This is a genomic window from Bacillus cereus group sp. BfR-BA-01453 (assembly GCF_022662915.1).
In the GTDB taxonomy this organism is placed as follows: Bacteria; Bacillota; Bacilli; order Bacillales; family Bacillaceae_G; genus Bacillus_A; species Bacillus_A paranthracis.
The window spans coordinates 97,595-122,034 of sequence record NZ_JAKUEN010000006.1 but is presented as its reverse complement, the minus strand read 5'-3'; the positions used below and the strand labels follow the sequence as shown (position 1 = coordinate 122,034).

Here is a 24,440-nt window from a genome sequence, read left to right as displayed (position 1 = left end):
AACAAAAAAAGTACTTCAAGGCATGTAGACTGCTTTGAAGTACTTTTTCAACTCTATTATTTTTCAGTAACATATGCCCACTTATAGCTGTATTCTGGGCTAATATTATGCTTAACAACACCTTTTACATGTGGTTTCATAACATAAGATCTAGCACTTTGATATAAAGGTACAAGGGCTACATCTTCTTCAAGAAGTAATTTCTCTGCTTTCCCTAGTTCCTCCCAGCGTTTCTTCGCATCACTCATTAATTCCCCACCAGCTTTTTTAATTATTTCATCATATTTCTGATCAGAGAAACTCATTTGGTTATGAGAGTGCTTACTTTCAAACATATCTAAATATGTCATTGGATCCGCATAATCTGGGCTCCATCCACCATATGAAATATCATAATCTTGATCTGATTCTAATTTAAGTTTTTGTTTAAACGGTTGCAGTTTAATATTTACTGTTACACCTTTTAAATTTTTCTCAATTTGATCTTTTACATATTCCCCAACTTTTTTCGCATTACCAGTATCATAGTTTAAAAACTCAATTGTAACTTGATCTTTTCCAAGTTCTTTTTTCGCTTCTTCCCATGCAGCAGCTGCTTTTTTCGCATCTGGTTTAACACCGTTTTTAAATGTTTCTTGGAAGTCTTTCCCATCAGGTCCAGCTGCTAATCCTTTCGGCACTAAATAATCTGCAGGTTTTGACCCATCATTTAAAATAACATTTGTTAAATTCTTTTTATCAATTGATAGCGCAATTGCTTCACGTAATTTTTTACTCTTTAATGGTGTATCTTGTCCACCACGTTTTTGGTTTAAACGTATAAAGAACGTACTTGGTTCGTTATACACCCCATATTCCTCTTTATTATTTCTATATTTGTCAACAAATTCACCTGTTAATAAGGAGAAATCAATTTGACCACTATCATATAAATTCACATTAGTTGCTGGCTCTTTTACAACACTATAGTTAATTTCATCTAATTTTACAGTCTTTTTATCCCAATATTGATCATTCTTCTTCAGTTTCCAGCCTTGCTCATGCTTCCAATCAGTAAGAACGAACGGTCCGTTATATACAGTTGTATCAGATTCTAAACCGTATTTATCCCCTTTTTCTTTTACGAATTTCTCATTTAATGGATAGTATGATGGGAATGCTACTAAGTTTAAGAAGTATGGTACTGCTTGTTCTAATTCAACTTCTAAAGTAAGGTCATCTACTGCTTTAACTCCTAGTTCTGTTACAGGTTTTTCCCCTTTATTAACAGCTTCTGCATTTTTAATTGGGAATGCAATGAATGCATACTCAGCAGCTGTTTTTGGATCTAACAAACGTTGCCATGCAAATACGAAATCTTTCGCTGTTACAGGATCACCATTTGACCATTTTGCATCTTTACGTAATTTAAATGTATATTTTTTACCATCCTCACTCTTCGTGCTTGATTCTGCCGCAGCTGGGATTGGTTTATTCTCTTTATCTAAACGGTATAAGCCTTCCATTGTGTTCCCTAAAATTTGAGAGCCCAAAGTATCTGTACTCTTCGACGTATCCATTGTTGGAATTTCCTGATTTTCTGTTTTATTGAACACTTGTTTCGCTGCTAATTTTTCTTCTGATTTGCTATCTCCGCCAGAGCTAGAATTTGTGCTTGTCTTCTTATCTCCACCTGATGTAGAACATGCTGTTAATGCCATACTCATTGCTAAAACTGGTGCTACAACTGCTGTTAGTTTTTTCATTTTTTTCTTTTTCACTTTCTGTACCCTCCCTAATTCTTAACGCTCTCATTTAAGAATTTTCTGATAATTCTGTTTTTCTTTATATATTTATCAGAAGATTCTTATTAACTATTATTCTACTAATTTTTTGAGTTTTGTAAAGTGTTATTATTGAAAATTTTTAAAAAATTATTTTTTTACAGTAATATTTATAAAAATCCTATAATCTTTCGAAACACTATACCTCATTGAATCTTAAGTATTGATTTAATAGTCTTTATATCCCTCCACTATAAATCACCTGTAAATTATTGTTAATAAATAATGTATATCATAACAAACCTCTTTTCTACAAAAATAAAAAAGTCAGCAAAGCTGACTTTTTATCCGGCCATTTTCTCTTTTTTCATTTCCTCTATTACTCTCGTATACTTCTCTTCATCAAATTCATTTTCACTTTTTGCAACAACTACAGTCGCAATACCGTTACCAATTAAATTAACGATAGCACGTGCTTCTGACATGAAACGATCTACACCAAGTAATAGCGCTAACCCTTCTAATGGAATAACATTCATCGCAGATAAAGTAGACGCTAGTACAATAAAGCCTCCACCTGTTACTGCGGCTGCTCCTTTAGATGTAACTAACAAAATAGCTATTATCGTTAATTGTTGACCTAGTGAAAGATCGACGTGAAAGACTTGTGCTAAAAATATAGTGGCCATCGATAAATAAATTGTTGTTCCATCTAAATTAAAAGAGTACCCCGTCGGAATGACTAAACCTACTACCGGCTTCGAACATCCGAAGTCTTCCATCTTTGTCATCATTCGCGGTAATACTGATTCTGATGATGATGTCCCAAGAACAATAAGTAATTCTTCTTTAATATGCGCTAAATATTTCCACAAACTAAATTTATAAAATTTACAAATGAAATTTAAAACAATAAAAACAAATAATGCCATTGTTGCATATACACAAATCATTAATTTACCAAGTGGAATAAGTGTACTTAAACCATATTTTCCAATTGTAAATGCCATTCCACCGAATGCTCCAACCGGTGCTAATTTCATTACAATTGATAAAATGTTAAAAAATACTTTCGATAATCTTTCAAAAAAGTCGATTACCGGCTGTCCATTTTTCCCTAACATCGTTAACCCTGCGCCAAATAAAATAGAGAAAAATAACACTTGTAAAATATCACCTTTTGCAAATGCTTCAAACATGTTAGACGGCACAATATGTAAAAAGAAATCCACCCACTTCATTTCTTGCCCGCTTTGTACATATTGTGAAACATCTCCGCCCTTTAGCTTTGAGGGATCTAATCCATCTCCGGGACGTACAACATTCGCTACGATGATACCAATAATTAAAGCCGCAGTTGTAACAATTTCAAAATATAATAATGCCTTCCCACCAACACGACCTACCTTTTTCATACTTCCCATACTTGCAATACCAAGCACAATTGTTAAAAAGATAATCGGTGCAATAACCATTTTAATCATATTGATGAACGTTTCACCAATTGGCTTCATCTCTTGTCCAACACTCGGCCAAATTGCCCCTACTGCAATACCACAAATAATGGCCACAATAACTTGAAATGTTAAATTCTTTATGATTCTCATTTTTGATACTCCCCTGTTTCTTTCATTTCTCCCATACTATTTCAATAATTGCTAATGATATATTCTATGTAATAGCCCCCCTGTTATTTCACTTAAACCACAATTTTATGTTACACTATTATCTTAAATTTGAAAATAGTATATAACATTTATATATAAACGACATACTATTTAACATAATAAAAAAGCAGACATTACGTCTGCTTTAATTCTCCTCAATCTGTTTTTCACTTAATCCTAAATGTGTTCTAAGCATATTACTCAAACTCTGCAAATCTTTTTTATTAGGATTATAATAATATACACGTTGCCCATTTGGACCATTAGGTAAGTATAAATCATCACCTGCTAATTGAATTTTTTCAATCGAACAATTTAAACCGTATTTATAAAAAGATAAAATATCATCCATTGCTAAATTTGTTTTAAAATCACCTTCAACCGCCTCGACTATTTTTTCTAGCTTCGTAATCGATCCTACACTTTTTAATTTACTTAAAACCGCTTCCATAACAAGTTGTTGGCGCTGCCCTCTCATTGCATCACTATCAATATGACGCGTTCTTGCTAAGGCAAGTGCTTCTTCCCCTGTTAATTTTTGTAGTCCTTTTTTCAAATGAATCGCCTCAGGTTCATCTTTACTATTTTGCTCCGTAAATTCAACTGGGACATCTACTTCAATCCCATCTAACCCATCAACAATTTTAGTAAATGAATTAAAATTAAACTTTACAAAATAATCAACAGGCACTTGTAATAACTTTTCTACCGCTTCCACTGAAGCTTGCGGTCCTCCATCTTTACCATTTTTAACGAAACCACTTCCATATGCATGCGTTATTTTATCTTTTTTCTTTTCAACCGGAACATATGTGTATGTATCACGTGGTATACTCGTTAATTTCACAGTCTTATCATCTTTATTAAAAGTAGCTAACAGTAGTGCATCTGTATGAAATGCACCATTATACTCCTTTTGTCGTTCTTGATTTTCATCAATTCCCATAATTAAAAGTGAAACATTATTCGTAATCGGTTTTACAGTTTCCTCACGTAAATTCGATTTTTCACCACGTGCTAAATTCAAACTAGATTTTTGTACGAGATTAGAAGTTTTCATATATATATAAGTACCATATCCAACTCCGCCAAATAGTAATACTACTAACAGTACACTGATTATCATTGTCTTCTTATATTTTCGTTTATTTTTCTTCTCTCTTGAAGAAGAGGTATTCTCCATATCGTTCCCTCCGTTTTCTATTCATCTAATATATTTTTCAATTTTTCATACTTAGCGCTATCCTTTTGAAATGTATTCTCTTTCAATCCATTGTTTATTTGTATCCATTCTGTTGTAATCGAATATTGAATCATACCTTCGTGGAAACTAAGGAATTTTAGCATAATCCCTGTATTTTTCTCTACAACCATTTCAAACTTCCCTCTTAAATCTTCAGATGTACTTACAGGCATTTCTATATTTATTGTCCCTTCTATTTTGTAGCAATCAAGCCCAAGATACTTCGTTTCTTTATAATTCCAATCTTTATATCGAATTAATAGATCAGCAAATTCGGATTGAATACTATACTTCGCGAATCCCACATATTCATCATCATATCTTTTTTTCTCACCTGATTTTCTCAATAACCTTCCCGTAGGATTTAATTTTAATAGTTCATAGTTTCTTTCTTTCGGGCTCCATTTTGTTTCTTTGTACGTATACTTCTCATCATCAAATTCTTTTTTCTTGCCCTCGTTATATATAATGGTTCGTTTTTTCGTTAGCTTGTCTTCTTTTGAAGAGATTCCTCTTTGTTGCTCCGTATCAATCGCATATTTGTATGTTGTAGCAATTCTTGACGAACTAGAATATTCCTCAAATTGTCCTGAAATATTATTAAAATGATCAATGGAATCTAGCATCTTTTCATGAATCTTTTCCTTATCTGGATAATTTACATTTGATTTTATTTCCTCTTCATTTTCATAATCAGAAAATGCCTTTTTCTTTACATATTCAAACACTCCGCCGTTTTGAGCAAAAATTTGATCAGAAAACTCCGACATAGACACAATTGAGAGCACTAGGACAGCAGCACTTATAACCATCATATAAACTCTGTAACCTTTCTTTTTTACCGGAAGATTATGTAGTGTACGATTAATCTTTTCATTTAACTCTGGCGGCACTATTACATTCTCTTCGTTTATTCTCTTTTTTAATTTCTCATCAAATAATTTTTCATCATCCATCCTTTGCACCCCCTATTCCATCTTTAATCGTTTCTGTAGTTGTTCCCTCGCACGTGCCAATCTCGATTTCACTGTTCCTTTTGGTACTTCTAAAAGCTTTGCTATACTCTCTTGATTCATATCTTCATAATAATAAAGCACCGTAACAGCTCTTAACTCTTCATGTAACGATTGAATCGCATTACACAAATCTATATCTTCATACTGATCGCACGCACTCATATTGTAATCATTCTCTTCTGTCACAATTATCTTTTTATACGTTCTAATAATGTTATTACATTCATTCATTAAAATTCGAATTAACCAAGTTTGAAAAAACTCTTCTTTCTTTAATTTTTTTATATTTTCATAGGCTTTTAAAATTGTTGTTTGTATCGCATCCTCTATATTTGTCTCATCACGTAACATAGCCTTTGCAATGCGATACATCTTCATTTTTTCCGTATGTATAAGCGCCATAAACGCTTCATGATCACCTTTTTTCGCTAAAGAAACATCGGTTTCTTCTTTTACAATCATTTTATATAAAGGGATTACTTTCACAATTGCTCCTCCTGTTTCATCCTCACTTCAAATTTAACTTTACATGTATTAGACGGATGAGCCTAGAAAAAGGTTCACTTTTTTTGAATATTTTTGTAATTAAAAAGATAAATATCCTTTATAAGTATGCAATAAACATACTAGTTTAAATTTACAAATAAAAAAAGCCCACTTTCTCAGTGGACTTTCTACTTTATAACGGTAAATCCCTCTTCTTAAACACTACAACCGCTACGATAAAAATACAAAGCGCTCCAGCAGTTAAACCTATACTTACCGGCCATATATTATACGTTCCTTCAGCAATTTCTTTCGGACGAAACAGCGTAAATAATGATAGGTTTTTCATCCATTCTAACTTATCACTTAACTTCCCTACCATATCTAATACGAAAAATAAGATAGTTAAACTCGCTGAATAACTTAGTGCTTTTCTTTCGTCATTACATATACAAGAAAAGAAAAATGAATAAGCACTAACGACTAAAAATATGAGCCCTCCGACTATATTTATCTTCAGGAATAATTCTTTATTTAAATTATTATCTTCTAAAAACCATTCTGCACCTACTATACCCGCTACATACGTAACAGCTACAATAATTAGTAGTCCCAATATAAGAATAGACGCTTGCGTGATTGCAATTCGTACTCTAGATACAGGCGTTGCCAGCAAGTATGCCATCGCTCCTTTATCTACATGACGAGCAATTAAATGTGTCGCAACTGTTACGCAAAAAATTGTTAAAATGATAATAAACAATAGACTATAGTATTCACCAGCTAAAAAATCCATTACGTTTTGAATCGGACTTTCCATACCAACGGTTTTTTTCACACTATCAGGCATGGCAGCTATTAATTCATTTAGCCCTTTCGCTGATACCATTGACGGGAATATCCAAATTAATAACCACAAATATAAAGCCGCACCAGACGCATAACTCAAAATACTTTTTTGTGTTTCTTTCAAACTAGCTAAAAACAATTGCTTATTCATGCGTTATCCCTTCTTTCTTATCGTAATAATGCATAAATAAATGTTCTAAATCCATCGCTCTCGTTTGAAGTGCCGTTACATTATAGTTTGAAAGTATTTGTAAAACAGCTTGATAGTTTCCTTGTACAATGATAGATGCCTCTCTGCCTTTTACCGCTTCAAATTGCAAATTACATTGCGCGAGAGATTCAATCTCTTCCTCTGATGATACGGTTACATCTATCACTTGTCGTCTTATACTTTGTAAATCATGAATATTTTCAACCGTTACAAGGCGACCATCTTTAATAATCGCTACTCGGTCACATGTACGTTCAATTTCAGTAAAAATATGCGACGACATAAGAATTGTTTTCCCTCTTTGCTTTTCCTCTACTATTAAATCTATAAATACTTGCTGCATAAGTGGATCGAGTCCTGAAGTCGGTTCATCCAAAATTAACACTTCTGGATCATGCATAAATGCAGCGACAATCCCTACTTTTTGCTTCATTCCTTTAGACATTTTTCGAATTGGTGTTTTCACATCGAATTGTAGACGTTCTATTAATTCATCTCGTTTTTTCGTATCCTTTAAACCACGCATTCCTTGCATTAACTTTAAAAATTCTAATCCATTCATTCCGTCAATAAAAGAAATTTCTCCTGGTAAATAACCAACTTCCCTTTGAATCTTCGCGGCATCATTCCAACAATCTAATCCGAAAATGGAAGATTTTCCAGCTGTCGGTTTTATAAATCCCATTAAATTACGAATCGTTGTGGATTTCCCTGCACCATTTGGTCCTAAGTAACCGAATACTTCTCCTTCTTTTACATCAAATGTAATATGAAACAAACCTTTTCCATTTGAAAACTGTTTTGTAACATTTTGAACTGAAATCATAATTCCACCTCATTTTTTGAAATATTTCACTTATGATATTTCAAAATTATTGTACTCCTCATCTTTCATATTCGCAACAACTTTTTGAAATATTTATATGTCCATATTTCAAAAATATTGTTTTCCATTATTTTTTCTTGTATATTTTAATTGAGGTGATTGCATTGAACGGCTTTGAAAAAGTGAAAGAAAAGAAAAAACGTGCCATAAAAGAGGCAGCCTTCTTATTATTTTCAGAACGTGGATTTAATGAAGTTAAAATAGAACATATTGCAAAAGAAGCAAACGTTTCTCAAGTTACCATTTATAATCATTTCGGAAGTAAAGACGCGTTATTTAGAGAACTTATACAAGAATTTATAACATCTGAATTTCAATATTATAAAGAGCTTGCTGAAGAGAAATTACCTTTTCATGATATGATGCAAAAAATGATTGTAAGAAAAATGAATACTGGCGGATTATTTCAGCCTGACATGTTGCTACAAATGATGCAAAGAGATGAAATTCTCCGAGAGTTTATTTATAGTTATCAAAACGAAAAAATCTTGCCTTGGTATTTAGAAATATTAGAACAAGCACAGCAAAAAAATGAAATTAACCCTCACCTTACTAAAGAAATGATGTTGCTATACATTCAAATGTTTACTAAATTAGGCGATGATTTTGGAGCCAAGCTTCTTGAAGGAGATCGCGAAAAACATATACAAGATATCGTTACGATGTTCTTTTATGGACTATCCGTCCCAACAAAATAATGTTTCTATAGAAAAAATAACATCACAAAAAAAGCCCTTTGGATATTTTAAATCTCAAGGGCTTTTTCATGTCAAAAATAACTAAAACTAACTTTATCTTAAAGAAGTTAAATGCTGCTTTAAAGATAATACCTTATTATAGATTAACTCTTTTAGCATCACAGGCTGAATTGAAATAATCGTTTCACCGAAATTTAGAAAATAACTTGAAATAAACTCAACTTCTTGCTTGTTAAAATAGCCTGTTATACTATAATTTTCATTTTCTTTTTGTATCCTCATGGAAGGATAATTCTCTTTATCAAAAATATCTTTTCCTTTTTGATTAACAATGACACTAAAATCAATTGCATCAGGTTTTCTGTGAAAGTTTGTAAGATAACTTAATAGTTCTTCAAGATTTTTTGAATTCGTATTGCTTGTTTCCACAATAGAAAGAATTTTATCACATCTAATTATTTGAACATGATTTGTCTCAAAATTAAAGATTTTAGCATACCACTGGCCAAATTTAGATTCTATTCGAATAAATTGTGCGACCAATACTTTCTCCTCATCTTTTTTTAAATATGTTACATAATAAACTCGCTCAGCAAAAATCCCCTGCAAAATTTCTTTTAAGAACGGACTAAAATTACTATGATTTGTTACTTCAAAAGAAAGCGTTCGTTCCATAATTGAAATATTTTTACGCACATTATCAGGTAAGACATGTTTAAATTTATTTTCAAGCGCAATACTTTCTATATTAAATGGTTTTGTCTTGTATCCATTTAGTGTAAGAATTGAAAAGTATAACGCATACATTTCATCCACACTAAAATAAATTGGAGATAATATACTATTTTCTATAATTTTATAACTTCCATTTCTACCTAGTTCAGAATATATTGGTACACCTATTTCTTCCAATGATTGAATATCTCGTAAAGCTGTACTTTTAGAAATATCATATCTAACCATTAAATCTTTTAAATTAAAATATCTTTTATTATTTAAGAAAATAAGCATATCATTTATTCGTTCCGTTTTTTTCATATTTCCCTCCCGAAAGGTGTCATGTATTGAAACCTTTTTAGTCTATATTATAATTATTAACGAATAAAGGAGTTGTGAATTTATGACATTAGAAATAGCTATTTTTCTCTCAATGAATGGGCAAGCAAAGGAGGCAATTCATTTTTATACACGTAATTTAGAAGCCAAAAAGTTAATGATGGTTACGTATGAAGAACTGGCGAAAAGAGATCGTTCTTTCAAAATTACAAGTGAAAATAAAGATCATATTGCTCACTCTGTTTTACAAATTGGGAATACAAAGCTAATGATAGCAGAAGATACAATGAATCCTAATGAACGTTATAACGTTGGAAATAACATGTCACTTTGCATTCAAAGCGCTAATCTAGAAGAAATACAAAGATTTTATAATAATTTAATTTCCGATAAGCATGTGAAAATAATCTCTCCGCTGAAAAAAAATGTATTTAGTGAAGCATACGGGATTATTGAAGATCCTTATGGCATACAAATCCAATTAATGTATGATAAACGACTAAACTAATTAATTAATTAATTAATTAATTAATTAATTAATCATATTCACATATTCCTAATAAAAAAGACACGAAATTCGTGTCTTTTTATTTTATAGTGATAACTCTACCCGTTTCACTACTTTCAACCGCTAATTGAATCAGCTTGATTACTTCTAAACCTTCTTGCGCTGTTACAGGTGGTTTCTCACCATTTATAATGCTATCTCTTACACCGTTATAGTACATGTCATAACAGCCGACTTCTGTTGGAATACGCACTAACTCTTCTTCTGTTTCTAGAGTAGCAAAATTCTCTTCAGCATCTACTCCATAACCGTTATCGCCTGGCTTCATTCCATTTTTTAATTGTTCTTCCTGTGAATCCATACCGTATTTCACGATAGAACCTTTATCTCCATGCAGTGTAAAATGTGGACCTGTCTGCTTTACGTAACTGCTGCTATGTAAAGTGATACGTTTCACACCGTAGTGAAGTATAACATGGAAATAATCATCAATTTCTGCACCTGGTCGTTGTTTAATTACATCTGCACTTATCGCATCTGGTTTCCCAAATAATGATAGTGCTTGATCAATTAAATGCGATCCTAAATCGTATAGTATTCCTGATCCTGGTAAATTCTTTTCTCTCCATCGATCACGTACATGTGGACGGAAACGATCGAAATGCGCCTCATATGCGTATACATTCCCTATTCTATCCTCTTCTAATAATTTCTTTATCGTTAAGAAATCATTATCAAAACGGCGGTTATGATATACACTTAATACGACATTATGCTGCTCTGCTAATGAAATAAGCTCTTCTCCTTCTTCAATTGAAACAACAAATGGTTTCTCTACAACAACATGCTTACCGTTTAATATTGCTGCTTTTACATATGGAAAATGAGTTGTATTTGGTGAAGTAATAACAACTAAGTCAATATCAGCTCGCTTCACCAATTCATCAATTGTACTCACGACGTTAGCATGCGGTAATGCTTCTTTTACTACCTCTTCTTTTGAAGATAATACGGCACGAATATCGTATTCTTCTATCGTTTGTAATAATGGGATGTGAAATGTTGTACTAGAAAATCCAAACCCTACAATCCCTACACCTATTTTTTTCATATTGTCCCTCCATCTGTCCTGCTTCAACTAATAATCAGTCAGGATAAAGAAAATACTCACTGATTAAACTTTCACTATATGAGAACGATTTCATTCAGTTATTATAACAAGATTCATACTAAATTGCCTAGAAAAAAGCATCTTGCCATTATTCATGGCAAGATGCTTTTTTTATTCCGGTCTTTTTTTCGTCCACGTTTCAATAACTTCACCAGTATCGTTAACATCTAGCACTAAACTACCGTTACTATACCGGTCTTTATTTCGATACGCTTTCGGATCAATTTCTTCTACGATATGTTTCTCTGTCTTCATGTAAACTAGTTCATCGTCTCGAACGATTTCAATACCGACAATGCGGTATGGATTACGTTTTAACTCTTTGAAAATAACAAGACCTCGCTTCGCCCTCGTTGATTTCTCAATTTCTGATGCTTTTAGGCGTTTTACAGCACCGCGCTGCGTTACGAGAATAAGTTGATCTTTGTCACCATTTAATGGTTTACCAGAAGCGACATAGTCATCTTCTTTTAAATTAATTGCTTTCACACCAGCGGCTCTTACACCGACTGGACTTACTTCATCTTCATGGAAAATAAGTGCATATGCACCGTGTGTAGCAAGAACGATATCACTCGTTCCATCTGTCGCAAATATATCAACAACTTCATCATCTTTTTTCAAGTTTACAGCAACGAACGCCCTTGAGTAACGCTGTACTTTATATTGGTTTAATTCTGTCTTCTTAATCATACCATTCTTTGTTACAAATACGATAAATCGCTTTTCTTCCTCAAAGTTCGGTACGACAGTTGCCCAAATAATGGTTTCATCCCGATCGAGTGAAACGATATTAGCAACGTGCTGACCTAAATCTTTCCAACGAATATCTGGCATTTCGTATACTGGCAAATATATATAGTTTCCTTTATTCGTAAATAAGAGGACTGTCTCTGTCGTGTTCGTATCGAATCGTTCAAGTAAGATGTCACCCTCTTTCATACCGAAGTCTTTGCCATTTGAGGCATTATGTGAGCGCCATCCAGTACGTTTCACATATCCTTCTTTCGTTACAGTAACGATGACATCTTCTTGTGGGATCATCACTTCTACATCGATTTTAATTTCCTCGATTTGATCTTCAATAATCGCACGTCGATCATCACTATATGTTTTCTTAACTCTCTTTAAATCTGTTTTAATGACTTGAAGTAATCTTTTTTCACTTTGTAAAATTGCCTGTAGCTCAATAATTTTCTTATTAAGCTCATCTGCCTCTTGTTGTAGTGCTGTAATATCTGTATTCGTTAAACGATATAATTGCAAGGATACAATTGCTTCCGCTTGCGCTTCTGTAAATCCAAATTTCGCACTTAAATTATCTTTTGCATTACGCTTATCTTTTGAAGCTCGAATCGTTTCAATAACTTGGTCTAAAATCGATAATGCTTTCTTTAAACCTTCCACAATATGTTGACGATTTTCTGCCTTTCGTAATTCATATTGTGAACGTCTCGTAACAACTTCTTTTTGATGCCCAATATATGCATCTAAAATTTTCGGTAATGTCATAAGCGTTGGACGACGATTATTAATCGCTACCATATTAAAGTTATATGGTATTTGTAAATCTGTATTTTTATATAAATAATTTAAAATACCTTCAGAATTTGCTTCTTTTTTTAATTCTACGACAATGCGAAGACCTGTACGATCTGTCTCATCACGTACTTCAGCAATGCCATCTAATTTTTTATCTAGACGTAACTCATCCATTTTCTTAACAAGGTTTGCTTTATTTACTTCGTATGGAATTTCAGTAATTACGATTTGCTGTTTCCCACCACGAACCGTTTCAACTTCTGCTTTCCCGCGAATAATAATTTTACCTTTACCTGTTTCATACGCCTTTTTAATACCATCAATCCCTTGAATAATACCACCTGTTGGGAAATCAGGTCCTTTCATAACTGTTAATAAATCATCAACAGTACTATTCGGTTTATCAATACGCATCATTGTAGCGTCAATAACTTCTCCAAGATGATGCGGAGGAATTTCTGTTGCATAACCAGCGGAAATCCCTGTAGATCCGTTCACTAATAAGTTCGGGAACGCTGCTGGTAAAACAACCGGTTCTTCACTCGTATCATCAAAGTTGGATACGAATTCTACTGTTTCTTTATCAAGATCACGTAATAACTCGGATGCAATTGGTGATAATCGGGCTTCCGTATAACGCATTGCTGCTGCTGGATCCCCGTCAACACTACCGTTATTACCGTGCATTTCAACTAAAACATTACGTACTTTCCAAGTTTGGCTTAAACGTACCATCGCCTCATATACAGAGGAATCACCATGCGGATGATAATTACCAATAACGTTACCGACTGTTTTAGCTGACTTACGGAACGCTTTATCGTGCACGTTTCCTTCTACATACATAGAATATAAAATACGTCTTTGTACTGGTTTTAAGCCATCACGAGCATCTGGAAGCGCGCGATCTTGAATAATATATTTACTATAACGTGCAAAGCGATCACCTAACACGTCTTCAAGCGGGAGGTCATGAAACTTCTCTGCTTGCATGTTATTCCACCTCCGTCTCCATAATCATTTCATTTTCTAAAATATTTCCTTCTTCTTGCATACCAAACTGTACATTACGCTCAATCCATTTACGGCGCGGTTCTACTTTATCACCCATTAATGTTGTAACGCGGCGCTCTGCTCTTGCTGCATCATCAATTTTCACGCGAATTAATGTACGCGTTTCAGGATTCATCGTTGTTTCCCATAATTGATCTGCATTCATTTCGCCAAGTCCTTTATAACGCTGTAACATGTAACCTTTTCCAACTTTTTTCGTTACTTCATCTAATTCATCATCTGACCATGCGTATTCAATTACTTCACTTTTTCCTTTTCCTTTACTTACTTTGTATAAAGGAGGAAGTGCGATAAACACTTTACCAGCTTCGATAAGTGGTTTCATATATCTATAGAAGAATGTTAATAACAATACTTGAATATGCGCCCCGTCTGTATCGGCATCGGTCATAATGACAACTTTATCGTAGTTAATGTCTTCCACATCGAATTCATTGCCTACACCGCCGCCAATCGCATAAATAATTGTATTAATCTCTTCGTTTTTAAAGATATCAGCAAGCTTTGCTTTTTCTGTATTAATTACTTTACCACGTAACGGTAATACCGCTTGGAAACGTCGATCTCGCCCTTGTTTCGCAGAACCACCGGCAGAGTCACCCTCTACTAGGTATAGTTCATTTTTCTGCGGGTTACGTGATTGTGCAGGTGTTAACTTACCACTTAATGTACCTTCTGATTTCTTTTTCTTTTTACCAGTACGCGCTTCCTCTCTCGCTTTACGAGCGGCTTCACGTGCTTGCGCTGCTTTAATTGCTTTTCTCACAAGAAGTGTAGCTACGTCCGGGTTTTCTTCTAAAAAGTAAGCTAAATGCTCTGATACAATGGCATCAATTGAAGACCGAGCTTCACTTGTACCTAGTTTCCCCTTCGTTTGTCCTTCAAACTGAAGTACTTCTTCTGGTACACGTACAGAAACGATAGCCGCTACACCTTCACGAATATCTGTACCTTCTAAGTTTTTATCTTTTTCTTTTAATAGCGAAACTTTACGAGCATACTCATTAAACACACGCGTCATCGCTGTCTTAAATCCAGCTTCATGTGTTCCACCATCTTTTGTACGTACGTTATTTACAAACGATAGAATATTTTCTGAGTAGCCATCGTTAAATTGAAATGCTAGCTCTGCCTCAATTCCATTTTGTTCACCAGAGAAATATACAACTGGATGAATCGCATCTTTCTCTTCGTTTAAGTATGAAACGAAAGCTTCAATTCCTGTTTCATAATGAAAGACATCTTCTAAATCGTTTCGCTCATCTTTTATTGAAATTTTCATCCCTTTTAATAAGAATGCAGATTCACGTAATCTTTCACATAATGTTTCGTAATTGTAATTTGTTGTGCTGAAAATCGTTGTATCTGGTTTAAAATGCATTGTCGTACCAGATTCTTTCGTCTTTCCGATTTTTTCAAGCGTCGTTACAGGAACACCACCATTTTCAAAGCGTTGTTCATAAATATTTCCGTCACGCTTAATCGTTACGACTAACCATTCTGATAAGGCGTTTACAACTGATGCTCCAACACCGTGTAAACCACCACTTGTTTTGTAACCACCTTGACCAAACTTACCACCTGCATGAAGTACAGTTAAAATAACTTCAGGTGTCGGTTTCCCAAGTTTATGCATTCCCGTAGGCATTCCTCGCCCTTTATCTATAACGCTAATACTATTATCTTTATGTATTACGACAGAAATTTCGTCGCCAAATCCCGCTAACGCTTCATCAACGGAGTTATCTACTATTTCGTATACTAAATGATGCAATCCACGGCTGTCCGTGCTCCCGATATACATACCCGGGCGTTTTCGAACGGCTTCAAGTCCTTCTAACACTTGAATTGCATCTTCATTATATTGGAACTGATGCTTCGCCAAACTCCTTGCCCCTTTCCTAATCCAAAATCAGAACATATGTTTCTATTATAGAATAACGCCTCGACTATAGTTTTGGCAAGTTATCTTATCTCTTTTATATACCATTTTCAATAGAAAAATCCTTGTTTTTTCACAAGGATTCCTCTAGGCTACTATTTCAGAAAAATAATCGTTTGTCAACGAGAAATGGATATGTATTCCAAGATTACACATTCCAAACCTTTATTATGATCCAAATGATCAATATCCAAAACGGGATTACAAGTAACAATCCCCAAAAACAGCCTTTAAAAAATCTCATGATGAACACCTCGTTCATCGGCCCTACTTATTATCATGAGGGCTGAAGCAATCTTTCTAACTTTACAGTCTACACTATTTTGTCATCGCATGTTCTACTTTTATACAACGATCCATTATTACAGTATAGTCTTTTTCTTTTAAAAGTTTATATGTATCTTCATCTTGTACTCCTAATTGTGCCCAAAAAACATCTGCATCAATCTCTACAAATTCTTTTGCAACATCCATTAAAAATTCTGAACGGCGGAATACATTTACAATGTCAACATGTTCCTTAATATCCTTTAGTGAAGCAACTGCCTTTTCTCCAAGCACCTCATCTACTGTTGGGTTAACTGGAATAATGCGGTATCCAGCATCTTGCATTGCTTTTGAAACCATATACGATGTACGTTCTGGCTTATCCGATAAACCAACAACTGCAATCGTTTTGCTTTTCTTTAATACTTCACCAATTTCCGTACGAGTTGGGTTTTCAATTGTCATAAATTATCCCTCCTATTCCTTTAGTATAGCCGATAAAGAAAGTCTCTTTCAATATGAAAGAGACTTTCTTTTATTCCGATTATTGATTCTTTGTAGCTGAGTTATCTGCTAAAGTAGCTGTTTTCGTCATTTTTTGACCGTTACGATAGAATGTAACTTCTACTTTCTCGCCTACTTTTTTCTTTTCATATAAATATTTACGGAATTGAAGTGAATTTTCTACTTTTTGATTATCTAATGCTACTACAATATCATATTGTTCTAAACCAGCTTTTTCAGCAGGTGATATTGGGTAAATTTTACCTAATACAACGCCGTTTGTTACGTCTTTCGGTACTTTCAATTGATTTACTGTATAAGCTTGCACATCTTCTAATGAAACAACACCTACTCCAAGCGCTGGACGTTTTACTACTCCGTCTTTTTCAAGTGACTCAATAACTGGCTTTGCGATGTTAATTGGAATAGCAAATCCAATTCCTTCAACTTCTTGTTGTGCAATTTTACTTGAATTAATTCCAATTATTTCACCGTTTTGATTAAATAACGCTCCACCACTGTTACCAGGGTTAATCGCTGCATCTGTTTGAATAACTTGAGCATTCCAATCTGCACGCTTATCACCATCGATATCTACTGGAATTTCACGTTCTTTACTACTAATAATACCTTCCGTTACACTTCCATCAAATCCTAGTGGGTTACCGATTGCAATTGCTTTTTCACCCGCACGGATTTTACTAGAATCACCTAAAGTGGCAACTTTATTTACATTAGCACCATCAATTTCAACAACAGCTAAGTCTAACCAAGGGTCTTTCCCTACAAGCTTCGCATCTACCTTCTTGCCATCACTCAGTTTTACAGCAAGTTTATTTGCACCATCTACTACATGATTGTTCGTTACAATATATGCTTTATTTCCTGCCTTTTTATAAATAACACCTGATCCTGAACCAGCTTGTTGTTCTTGACCCGTCGGTTGCATTGCAAATGGATCAATACTTTGTTGCATATTAATAACACCTACAACAACATCTTTCGCGCCTTCAATCATACCAGGTAAGTCCGTTTCATTTTTTGCTTTATTGACAACAGGAACTACAGTACCTTCTACTTTTGAATCCGAGCTGAATGATGATACTGGCGCTCCATTATTTTGAGCCCATGGCATATACGGTGCTGCAAAACTAATTGAAACAGCCCCAACTACAGCTCCGACTAAACCTGTGAAAAAATAACCTTTTTTACTGCTTGATTTTCTCACTTCTCTCGTTTCACTATGCTCTTCATTTAAATTTGGTCCGTCGTAATATCCCATGTTTACTTCCCCTCTCTGGTGAATTCGTATTTTCAGTATAGTCACGTTTTGTGTCCTTCTTGTGAACTCATCGTGAAATCCAATTAAAAAAATACGCTTATTTAACATTGTAGACAAAAAAAGCACTTTTTGTACATTCTACCTGCAAAAGAGGATATAAAATTGTTATTTTCCTAGAGTGAAGCGCACAATACGTTCCGCGTTATTCTTCAAATTTATAACCAACACGAATAACAGTACCGATATGCTTCGCTTTATCTCCTAGCTTATTTCGTAGTTTTTTAATATGAGTATCAACCGTTCGGTCATCGCCGTAATAGTCATATCCCCATAACTGATCTAATAAATGTTGACGTGACAACACAATTCCTTTGTTCTCCATTAAATAAACGAGAAGTTCAAATTCTTTATGTGTCAAAATAATTTCTTCTCCATCTACTAAAACAGTTCTAGATAGACGATTCACTTCTATTCCAGCTAAAGACATAGTATTTTCTTCAGCTACTCCTACCACGCCATCCGCACGTTTCAGTAACGTCTTCGCGCGAGCTACTAACACTTTCGGGCTGAAAGGTTTCGTTACATATTCATCTGCACCTAATTCGAACCCTAGTAATGTATCATCCTCATCCGAACGTGCTGTTAGCATAATAATTGGTACTGCTGATTCTTTTCTAATTCGTCTACAAACAGACCATCCATCTATTTCTGGTAACATAATATCTAACATAATTAAATCAATTTCATGCTCTGCAAATAATTCTAGCGCTTTTTTCCCGTCTTCTGCTTCGATTACTTCAAAGCCTTCATTGCGAAAATAATCGCTAACAATTTCACGTAATCTTCTTTCATCTTCAACAAGTAATACTGTTTTATTCATAATAATCTATCCCGCCTTTTTACTCTTTCAATCGAATAATACGTTGATTGGAGCTTCCGCGAAATGGAAGTGTTAAATCTTTTTTCTCGATTTCAAATCTTCCATCGACTAAAACATCCCCATAATATAACAACTCTATCATATCATTATTTTGAGAACTCTGTATCTCTTCTAACGTATAACCTGTATACATCCATAGATTTTTTTTCAAATCTTTCACGATTTTTGCTACTTTTTTCACTTCAGAAGCTTGGAAAAATGGATCTCCACCTGAAAATGTTACATCAGTTAATGGATTACTTGCAATCTCTTTCACAATTTCTTCTACTGTCATTTCAGTTCCATTACAAATATTCCACGATTTCGGATTATGGCAACCGAAACAACGATGCGGACAGCCCGCAAAAAACACGACTGTCCGCAACCCTTCTCCATCTACTACACTATCATGAATAATGTTCATCACTTTCATTTATGTTTCACCCGATCCATCTCTTCACTACGTTTCGCACTATTCCACTTCGACATATCTCCTACAAGATAACCTGTTATACGGCGAATTCTTTCTATATTAGCCTCATCTTCATTTCCGCAGCTCGGACATACATTTCCAATAACCCCGTGATAACTACAGCACTTACAACGGTCAACAGGATGATTAATAGAACCGTATCCAACGCCATGTTCTGCCATCGCTTGTACAATTTGTTTTAATGCCTTTTTGTTATGCATTGCTGCTCCATCTAGTTCAATATACGTAATATGTCCCCCGTTACATAGAGCGTGGAACGGTCCTTCTAAACGAATTTTATTTATCGCTTGCATGTTATAATAAACTGGAATATGGAATGAATTCGTATAGTAATTATGATTTGTTATACCGCTAATCACGCCAAATTCTTCTCTATCTTTTTTCACAAACTTCCCTGATAATCCTTCTGCAGGAGTTGCAATGACTGAGAAATTCAGTTCATGTTCTTCTGTCGCTTTATCCATTCTATCTCTCATAAAGGAAATGATTTCATACCCAAGTTTCCATGATTCTTCATCTTCTCCATGATGCTTTCCTGTTAAAGCTACTAAACACTCCGCAAGACCGATAAAACCAAGACTTAACGTCCCTTGCTTTAAAATGGATGCTACAGAATCTTCAGGCTGTAACTTTTCTCCACCGCGCCATACACCTTGTGAATATAAAAATCGAAAATCTCTTGCTCGCTTCGTACATTGATACTCAAATCGATCTAATAATTGCTTAATTCCTAAATCTAAATAATAATTTAACGCTTCAAAAAACGCTTCTTTTGAACCACTAATTAACGCTAATTTCACTAAATTAATAGATGTAAATGATAAATTCCCTCTTCCAATCGCCGTTTCTTCTCCATGTATGTTCGACATAACACGAGTACGACATCCCATGTAACATACTTCACTTTCCGGTCTTCCATCATAATGCACAGCATTAAATGGCGCATCTAAAAATGAAAAGTTAGGGAATAATCGTTCAGCCGTTGTCTCTAACGCTAATTCAAATAAATCATAGTTCGGATCACTTTCTTCAAAGTTCACACCTTTTTTCATTTTAAAAATTTGAATAGGAAAAATTGGTGTTTCTCCTTTACCAAGACCAGCTTGTGTCGCTTTTAAAAGTTGTTTAATCAAAAGTCTTCCTTCTTTTGATGTGTCTGTTCCATAATTAATAGAAATAAACGGTACTTGCCCGCCGCCCCTACTATGCATACTATTTGAATTATGAATGAAAGCCTCACAAGCCTGATACGTATCATTTTCTGTTTCTTTCCACGCAAATTCTTCTATTTGTTCTTTCGTAAGCGGATATGACTGTAATCGTTTCTTATGTCTCTCTACTGTTTTTCTCACATATGGAGCTAAATCAACATCAAAGAGTGCAAACGATTGACCACCGTGCTGCATATTTTGATTCGCTTGAAAAATAATAGATGAAAGAGCCAATGCACTTTTAATGTCTTGCGGTTGTCTCATATGTCCATGTCCGGTATGAAAACCGTTCGCAAGCATTTGCGCTAACGGAATTTGTGAACAAGTCGTCGTTCCTGTCGCATAAAAATCTAAATCATGTGGATATAATATATTTTCATTTATCGCTTTTTTCACTTGATCTGACAATAAATTTTCAACAGCATAATATTTTGCACTCTCAGATGCGAACGTTCCCATTACTCCCATTGGAGAGCGGCCGTCTACATTTGCATTTTCTTGCATTAAATCTTGTTCATTGCCGTGGACAATCGTCTCAAACACTCTCATTAATTCTTCTCCACGTGTATTTTTTTGTAACATTTATAACCCTCCACCAATATGTTGTTGTCTTTTGATTAAAATGTTACTACATATAGTCTTATTGTTTCTGTGAGAAATGTAACATTCCTGTGAAATTTTTTGCACGAAATAATGAATTTTTCATTTACAAAAAAGAAATGTGCTCTTTACAAATGTATGGTACAATATACGGGAAAAACTCTTTTTACCCTTTATCAACACATTTGAATAAAGGAGACTGAACTTATGGTTACTACATATCTTTTATTTATCGTTGCCTACTTACTTGGCTCGATTCCATTTGCACTAGTCGTTGGAAAGATTGGTTATGGAATTGACATTCGTGAGCACGGAAGCGGTAATTTAGGCGGAACAAATACATTCCGCACATTAGGGAAAAAAGCAGGTTTTATCGTTACAATTGCTGACATTTTAAAAGGTACATTAGCAACGAGTCTACCGATTATTTTCGGATTAGATGTTCACCCACTATGGTTCGGATTAGCAGCTGTTCTTGGACATGTGTATCCGATTTTCGCAAAATTCCGTGGTGGTAAAGCAGTTGCAACTTCTGCTGGCGTGCTATTATGCTACTCACCAGTTGTTTTTGCAATATTAGCTGTTGTCTTTTTCAGCCTTTTATTTACAACAAGATACGTATCACTTTCTTCTATGGTAACAGCCGTCGTTGCTGTTATTGCATCCATTGTTAGCGGGGATAAAATCTTCATTATTGCGATGTGTTTATTAGCAGGTATGGTTATTTATAAACACCGTGCAAATATTGGACGAATTATAAATAAAACTGAACCGAAAGCAAACTTTTCAAAAAAGCAAAAATAAGATCGTAACCCACATAACGCAAAAAGAAAACGTGAAGCATATTAATAGCGTCTTTTTGCGTTATTTTTTATACTAAAGAAAAAGCAACATAATTTGGAGGAACTATACATGAATCTTTCCGTAACAAAAGAAGCAGCACAATGGTATAAAAACGAATTAAACTTACAATCAGGTGAAACACTACGCTTTTTCGTACAATACGGTGGTTGCAGTACTGTGCAAAAAGGACTTTCTTTAGGTATTCGTAAAGATGATCCTGCACATCCTGCTGTGCAAATTCAAGAAGAAGATATTAACTTCTTTATTGAAAGCGATGATGAGTGGTTCTTCGATGGACATAATTTAGTTGTTACATTTAACGACGGTGATGATTTCCCGCAATTTAATTATGAAAAATAAAAAAACGTGGCTTCCGCCACGTTTTTTTATTTTTTCTTAATTTCCTCATATTTCGCATACCACTCAGGATAGAACTTTTTAAATGATACAGGCCTGAACCCTTCTTTTTTCGCACAAATATTTGTCGTACTTGCAGTAATACAAAGTTCGCCATCACCATTATAAATTTCATATCCATATACAACGCGAAGCGGGCTCACTGTATCAACCCACGTTTTTACAATTGCTTTTTCCCCGTAGCGCATCGCTTTACGATAAGAAATTTGCAAATCTAAAACAGGAGAAATAATTCCTTCCTTCTCCATTTCAACATATGAAAACCCTAAATCTTGTATAAGTTTCGTGCGACCTAGTTCAAGCCACACTAAATAGTTTGAATGGTAAACAACACCCATTTGATCTGTTTCCGCATAACGGATTTCAACTTCATGTTCTGCTACAAACATATGTATTCCCCTTCTTTCACTTCTGCTACCTTGCATACATTTAATCATAATACAGCGGAATCAAAAATAAAATAAAAATAGTGAATCTTTTACCGAAAGGAGCAAGCATATGATTCAAATTGTAACGGTTCGTAGCGGGGATAGCGTATATAGCTTGGCATCAAAATATGGATCAACACCTGACGAGATAGTAAAAGACAATGGATTAAATCCAGCTGAAACACTCGTTGTTGGTCAGGCACTAATTGTGAATACGAAAGGAAATAATTATTATGTACAGCCTGGCGATAGCTTATATCGAATCTCTCAAACATATAACGTTCCTCTCGCTAGTTTAGCTAAAGTGAATAATTTATCTTTAAAATCCATTCTCCATGTTGGCCAGCAATTATATATTCCAAAAGGGACGAAACGAGCAGTAGAATCCATCGCTTATTTACAACCTTCAACTATCCCCATTAAAGAAAGTTTAGTTAATTCTACACGTGCTATTAATCCATTTTTAACATACTTAGCCTACTTCAGTTTCGAGGCAAAAAGAGATGGTACGTTAAAAGAACCAACTGAAACAGCTAAAATTGCTAATATTGCAACACAAGGAAACACCATTCCTATGCTCGTTATTACAAATATTGAAAATGGAAACTTTAGTGCCGATCTAACATCCGTTATTTTACGTGATGCAACGATTCAAAATAAATTTATTACAAACATTTTGCAAACTGCTGAGAAGTACGGTATGCGAGACATTCATTTTGACTTTGAGAGCGTGGCACCTGAAGATCGCGAAGCGTATAATCGCTTTTTACGAAATGTAAAAACACGCTTGCCTAACGGGTACACATTAAGTACAACACTTGTACCGAAAACAAGTTCAAATCAAAAGGGAAAATTTTTTGAAGCTCACGATTATAAAGCACAAGGACAAATCGTTGATTTCGTCGTCATTATGACATATGACTGGGGTTGGCAAGGCGGACCACCGATGGCTATTTCTCCTATCGGTCCTGTAAAAGAAGTACTTCAATACGCAAAATCTCAAATGCCTCCACAAAAAATTATGATGGGGCAAAATTTGTACGGATTCGATTGGAAACTACCGTTCAAACAAGGAAATCCGCCTGCAAAAGCAATTAGCTCTGTTGCAGCTGTTGCACTAGCTCGTAAATACAATGTCCCTATCCGCTATGACTTCACAGCCCAAGCCCCTCATTTTAATTATTTCGATGAAAATGGTGTACAACACGAAGTTTGGTTTGAAGATTCACGTTCTGTTCAAAGTAAATTCAATTTAATGAAAGAACAAGGTATAGGCGGTATTAGCTACTGGAAGATCGGCTTGCCATTTCCACAAAATTGGCGTTTACTCGTTGAAAACTTTACGATTACGAAAAAGGGCTGAC

At 34.5% G+C, this 24,440-nt stretch carries 22 protein-coding genes; 5 read left to right on the top strand and 17 right to left on the bottom strand.

What is annotated here, in order from left to right; genetic code table 11:
- Nucleotides 1-56: 56 nt before the first annotated feature.
- The 7 genes from MR070_RS14530 to MR070_RS14500 all read right to left on the bottom strand — a co-directional run bounded on the left by MR070_RS14530 (nt 57) and on the right by MR070_RS14500 (nt 8,061).
- Nucleotides 57-1,760 carry a peptide ABC transporter substrate-binding protein gene (locus tag MR070_RS14530; protein ID WP_000727510.1) on the bottom strand — a complete coding sequence of 568 codons (1,704 nt, stop codon included), beginning with the start codon at nt 1,758-1,760 and terminating at the stop codon, nt 57-59.
- A 347-nt stretch (nt 1,761-2,107) separates the two neighbouring features.
- Nucleotides 2,108-3,370, bottom strand: coding sequence for a dicarboxylate/amino acid:cation symporter (locus MR070_RS14525; protein WP_001220191.1), 1,263 nt, complete (start codon nt 3,368-3,370; stop codon nt 2,108-2,110).
- A gap of 205 nt (nt 3,371-3,575) precedes the next feature.
- Nucleotides 3,576-4,613, bottom strand: a complete 1,038-nt coding sequence (locus MR070_RS14520; RefSeq protein WP_070806666.1) for an LCP family protein — start codon at nt 4,611-4,613, stop codon at nt 3,576-3,578.
- Between the two features lie 17 nt (nt 4,614-4,630).
- Complete coding sequence (locus MR070_RS14515; protein ID WP_242261518.1) at nt 4,631-5,629, bottom strand: anti-sigma factor; 999 nt, start codon at nt 5,627-5,629, stop codon at nt 4,631-4,633.
- 12 nt (nt 5,630-5,641) lie between these two features.
- Nucleotides 5,642-6,175, bottom strand: coding sequence for a sigma-70 family RNA polymerase sigma factor (locus MR070_RS14510; RefSeq protein ID WP_044793395.1), 534 nt, complete (start codon nt 6,173-6,175; stop codon nt 5,642-5,644).
- Nucleotides 6,176-6,368: 193 nt separating this feature from the next.
- Nucleotides 6,369-7,175 (bottom strand): ABC transporter permease subunit, encoded by an 807-nt coding sequence (locus tag MR070_RS14505; RefSeq protein WP_242261517.1) that lies wholly within the window; start codon nt 7,173-7,175, stop codon nt 6,369-6,371.
- Entirely contained in the window at nt 7,168-8,061 is an 894-nt protein-coding gene (locus MR070_RS14500) for an ABC transporter ATP-binding protein (RefSeq protein WP_242261516.1), read from the bottom strand. The genes MR070_RS14505 and MR070_RS14500 overlap by 8 nt, the downstream gene beginning before the upstream one ends.
- 155 nt (nt 8,062-8,216) lie before the next feature.
- Between MR070_RS14500 and MR070_RS14495 the strand changes: the two genes are divergently transcribed.
- A complete protein-coding gene (locus MR070_RS14495) occupies nt 8,217-8,819 on the top strand; it encodes a TetR/AcrR family transcriptional regulator (protein ID WP_240458524.1) in 603 nt (200 codons plus the stop codon).
- 93 nt (nt 8,820-8,912) lie between these two features.
- Here MR070_RS14495 and MR070_RS14490 read toward each other — a convergent pair whose 3' ends face one another.
- On the bottom strand, nt 8,913-9,857 hold the full coding sequence (locus MR070_RS14490) for a helix-turn-helix transcriptional regulator (protein ID WP_000750576.1): 945 nt from the start codon (nt 9,855-9,857) through the stop codon (nt 8,913-8,915).
- A gap of 82 nt (nt 9,858-9,939) precedes the next feature.
- On the opposite strand from MR070_RS14490, the gene MR070_RS14485 reads away from it, so the two are divergent.
- Nucleotides 9,940-10,383 (top strand): VOC family protein, encoded by a 444-nt coding sequence (locus MR070_RS14485; protein WP_000171335.1) that lies wholly within the window; start codon nt 9,940-9,942, stop codon nt 10,381-10,383.
- Between the two features lie 79 nt (nt 10,384-10,462).
- Here MR070_RS14485 and MR070_RS14480 read toward each other — a convergent pair whose 3' ends face one another.
- From MR070_RS14480 to MR070_RS14445, 8 genes are all read right to left on the bottom strand, one after another.
- Nucleotides 10,463-11,494 carry an oxidoreductase gene (locus MR070_RS14480; RefSeq protein ID WP_242261515.1) on the bottom strand — a complete coding sequence of 344 codons (1,032 nt, stop codon included), beginning with the start codon at nt 11,492-11,494 and terminating at the stop codon, nt 10,463-10,465.
- A gap of 171 nt (nt 11,495-11,665) precedes the next feature.
- On the bottom strand, nt 11,666-14,089 hold the full coding sequence (gene parC / locus MR070_RS14475; protein WP_001147477.1) for a DNA topoisomerase IV subunit A: 2,424 nt from the start codon (nt 14,087-14,089) through the stop codon (nt 11,666-11,668).
- 1 nt (nt 14,090) lies between these two features.
- Nucleotides 14,091-16,055 carry a DNA topoisomerase IV subunit B gene (gene parE / locus MR070_RS14470; protein ID WP_098921886.1) on the bottom strand — a complete coding sequence of 655 codons (1,965 nt, stop codon included), beginning with the start codon at nt 16,053-16,055 and terminating at the stop codon, nt 14,091-14,093.
- A 375-nt stretch (nt 16,056-16,430) separates the two neighbouring features.
- Nucleotides 16,431-16,844: a CoA-binding protein gene (locus MR070_RS14465; protein ID WP_000151382.1), complete on the bottom strand. Its 414-nt coding sequence runs from the start codon at nt 16,842-16,844 to the stop codon at nt 16,431-16,433.
- 79 nt (nt 16,845-16,923) lie between these two features.
- Nucleotides 16,924-18,165: a S1C family serine protease gene (locus MR070_RS14460; protein WP_242261514.1), complete on the bottom strand. Its 1,242-nt coding sequence runs from the start codon at nt 18,163-18,165 to the stop codon at nt 16,924-16,926.
- Between the two features lie 202 nt (nt 18,166-18,367).
- Nucleotides 18,368-19,045 carry a response regulator transcription factor gene (locus MR070_RS14455; protein ID WP_001044686.1) on the bottom strand — a complete coding sequence of 226 codons (678 nt, stop codon included), beginning with the start codon at nt 19,043-19,045 and terminating at the stop codon, nt 18,368-18,370.
- A 19-nt stretch (nt 19,046-19,064) separates the two neighbouring features.
- Nucleotides 19,065-19,517, bottom strand: a complete 453-nt coding sequence (gene nrdG, locus MR070_RS14450; RefSeq protein ID WP_242261513.1) for an anaerobic ribonucleoside-triphosphate reductase activating protein — start codon at nt 19,515-19,517, stop codon at nt 19,065-19,067.
- Complete coding sequence (locus MR070_RS14445; RefSeq protein WP_242261512.1) at nt 19,514-21,370, bottom strand: anaerobic ribonucleoside triphosphate reductase; 1,857 nt, start codon at nt 21,368-21,370, stop codon at nt 19,514-19,516. Before MR070_RS14445 ends, nrdG begins: the two co-directional genes overlap by 4 nt.
- 225 nt (nt 21,371-21,595) lie before the next feature.
- On the opposite strand from MR070_RS14445, the gene plsY reads away from it, so the two are divergent.
- Nucleotides 21,596-22,192 (top strand): glycerol-3-phosphate 1-O-acyltransferase PlsY, encoded by a 597-nt coding sequence (gene plsY, locus MR070_RS14440; RefSeq protein ID WP_000258967.1) that lies wholly within the window; start codon nt 21,596-21,598, stop codon nt 22,190-22,192.
- A 108-nt stretch (nt 22,193-22,300) separates the two neighbouring features.
- Nucleotides 22,301-22,591: a HesB/YadR/YfhF family protein gene (locus MR070_RS14435; RefSeq protein WP_001054442.1), complete on the top strand. Its 291-nt coding sequence runs from the start codon at nt 22,301-22,303 to the stop codon at nt 22,589-22,591.
- Between the two features lie 26 nt (nt 22,592-22,617).
- On the opposite strand, the gene MR070_RS14430 is transcribed toward MR070_RS14435, so the two are convergent.
- Entirely contained in the window at nt 22,618-23,037 is a 420-nt protein-coding gene (locus tag MR070_RS14430) for an acyl-CoA thioesterase (protein ID WP_000495810.1), read from the bottom strand.
- 109 nt (nt 23,038-23,146) lie between these two features.
- On the opposite strand from MR070_RS14430, the gene MR070_RS14425 reads away from it, so the two are divergent.
- Nucleotides 23,147-24,439 carry a glycoside hydrolase family 18 protein gene (locus MR070_RS14425; protein WP_044793403.1) on the top strand — a complete coding sequence of 431 codons (1,293 nt, stop codon included), beginning with the start codon at nt 23,147-23,149 and terminating at the stop codon, nt 24,437-24,439.
- The last annotated feature ends 1 nt before the right edge of the window (nt 24,440 follow it).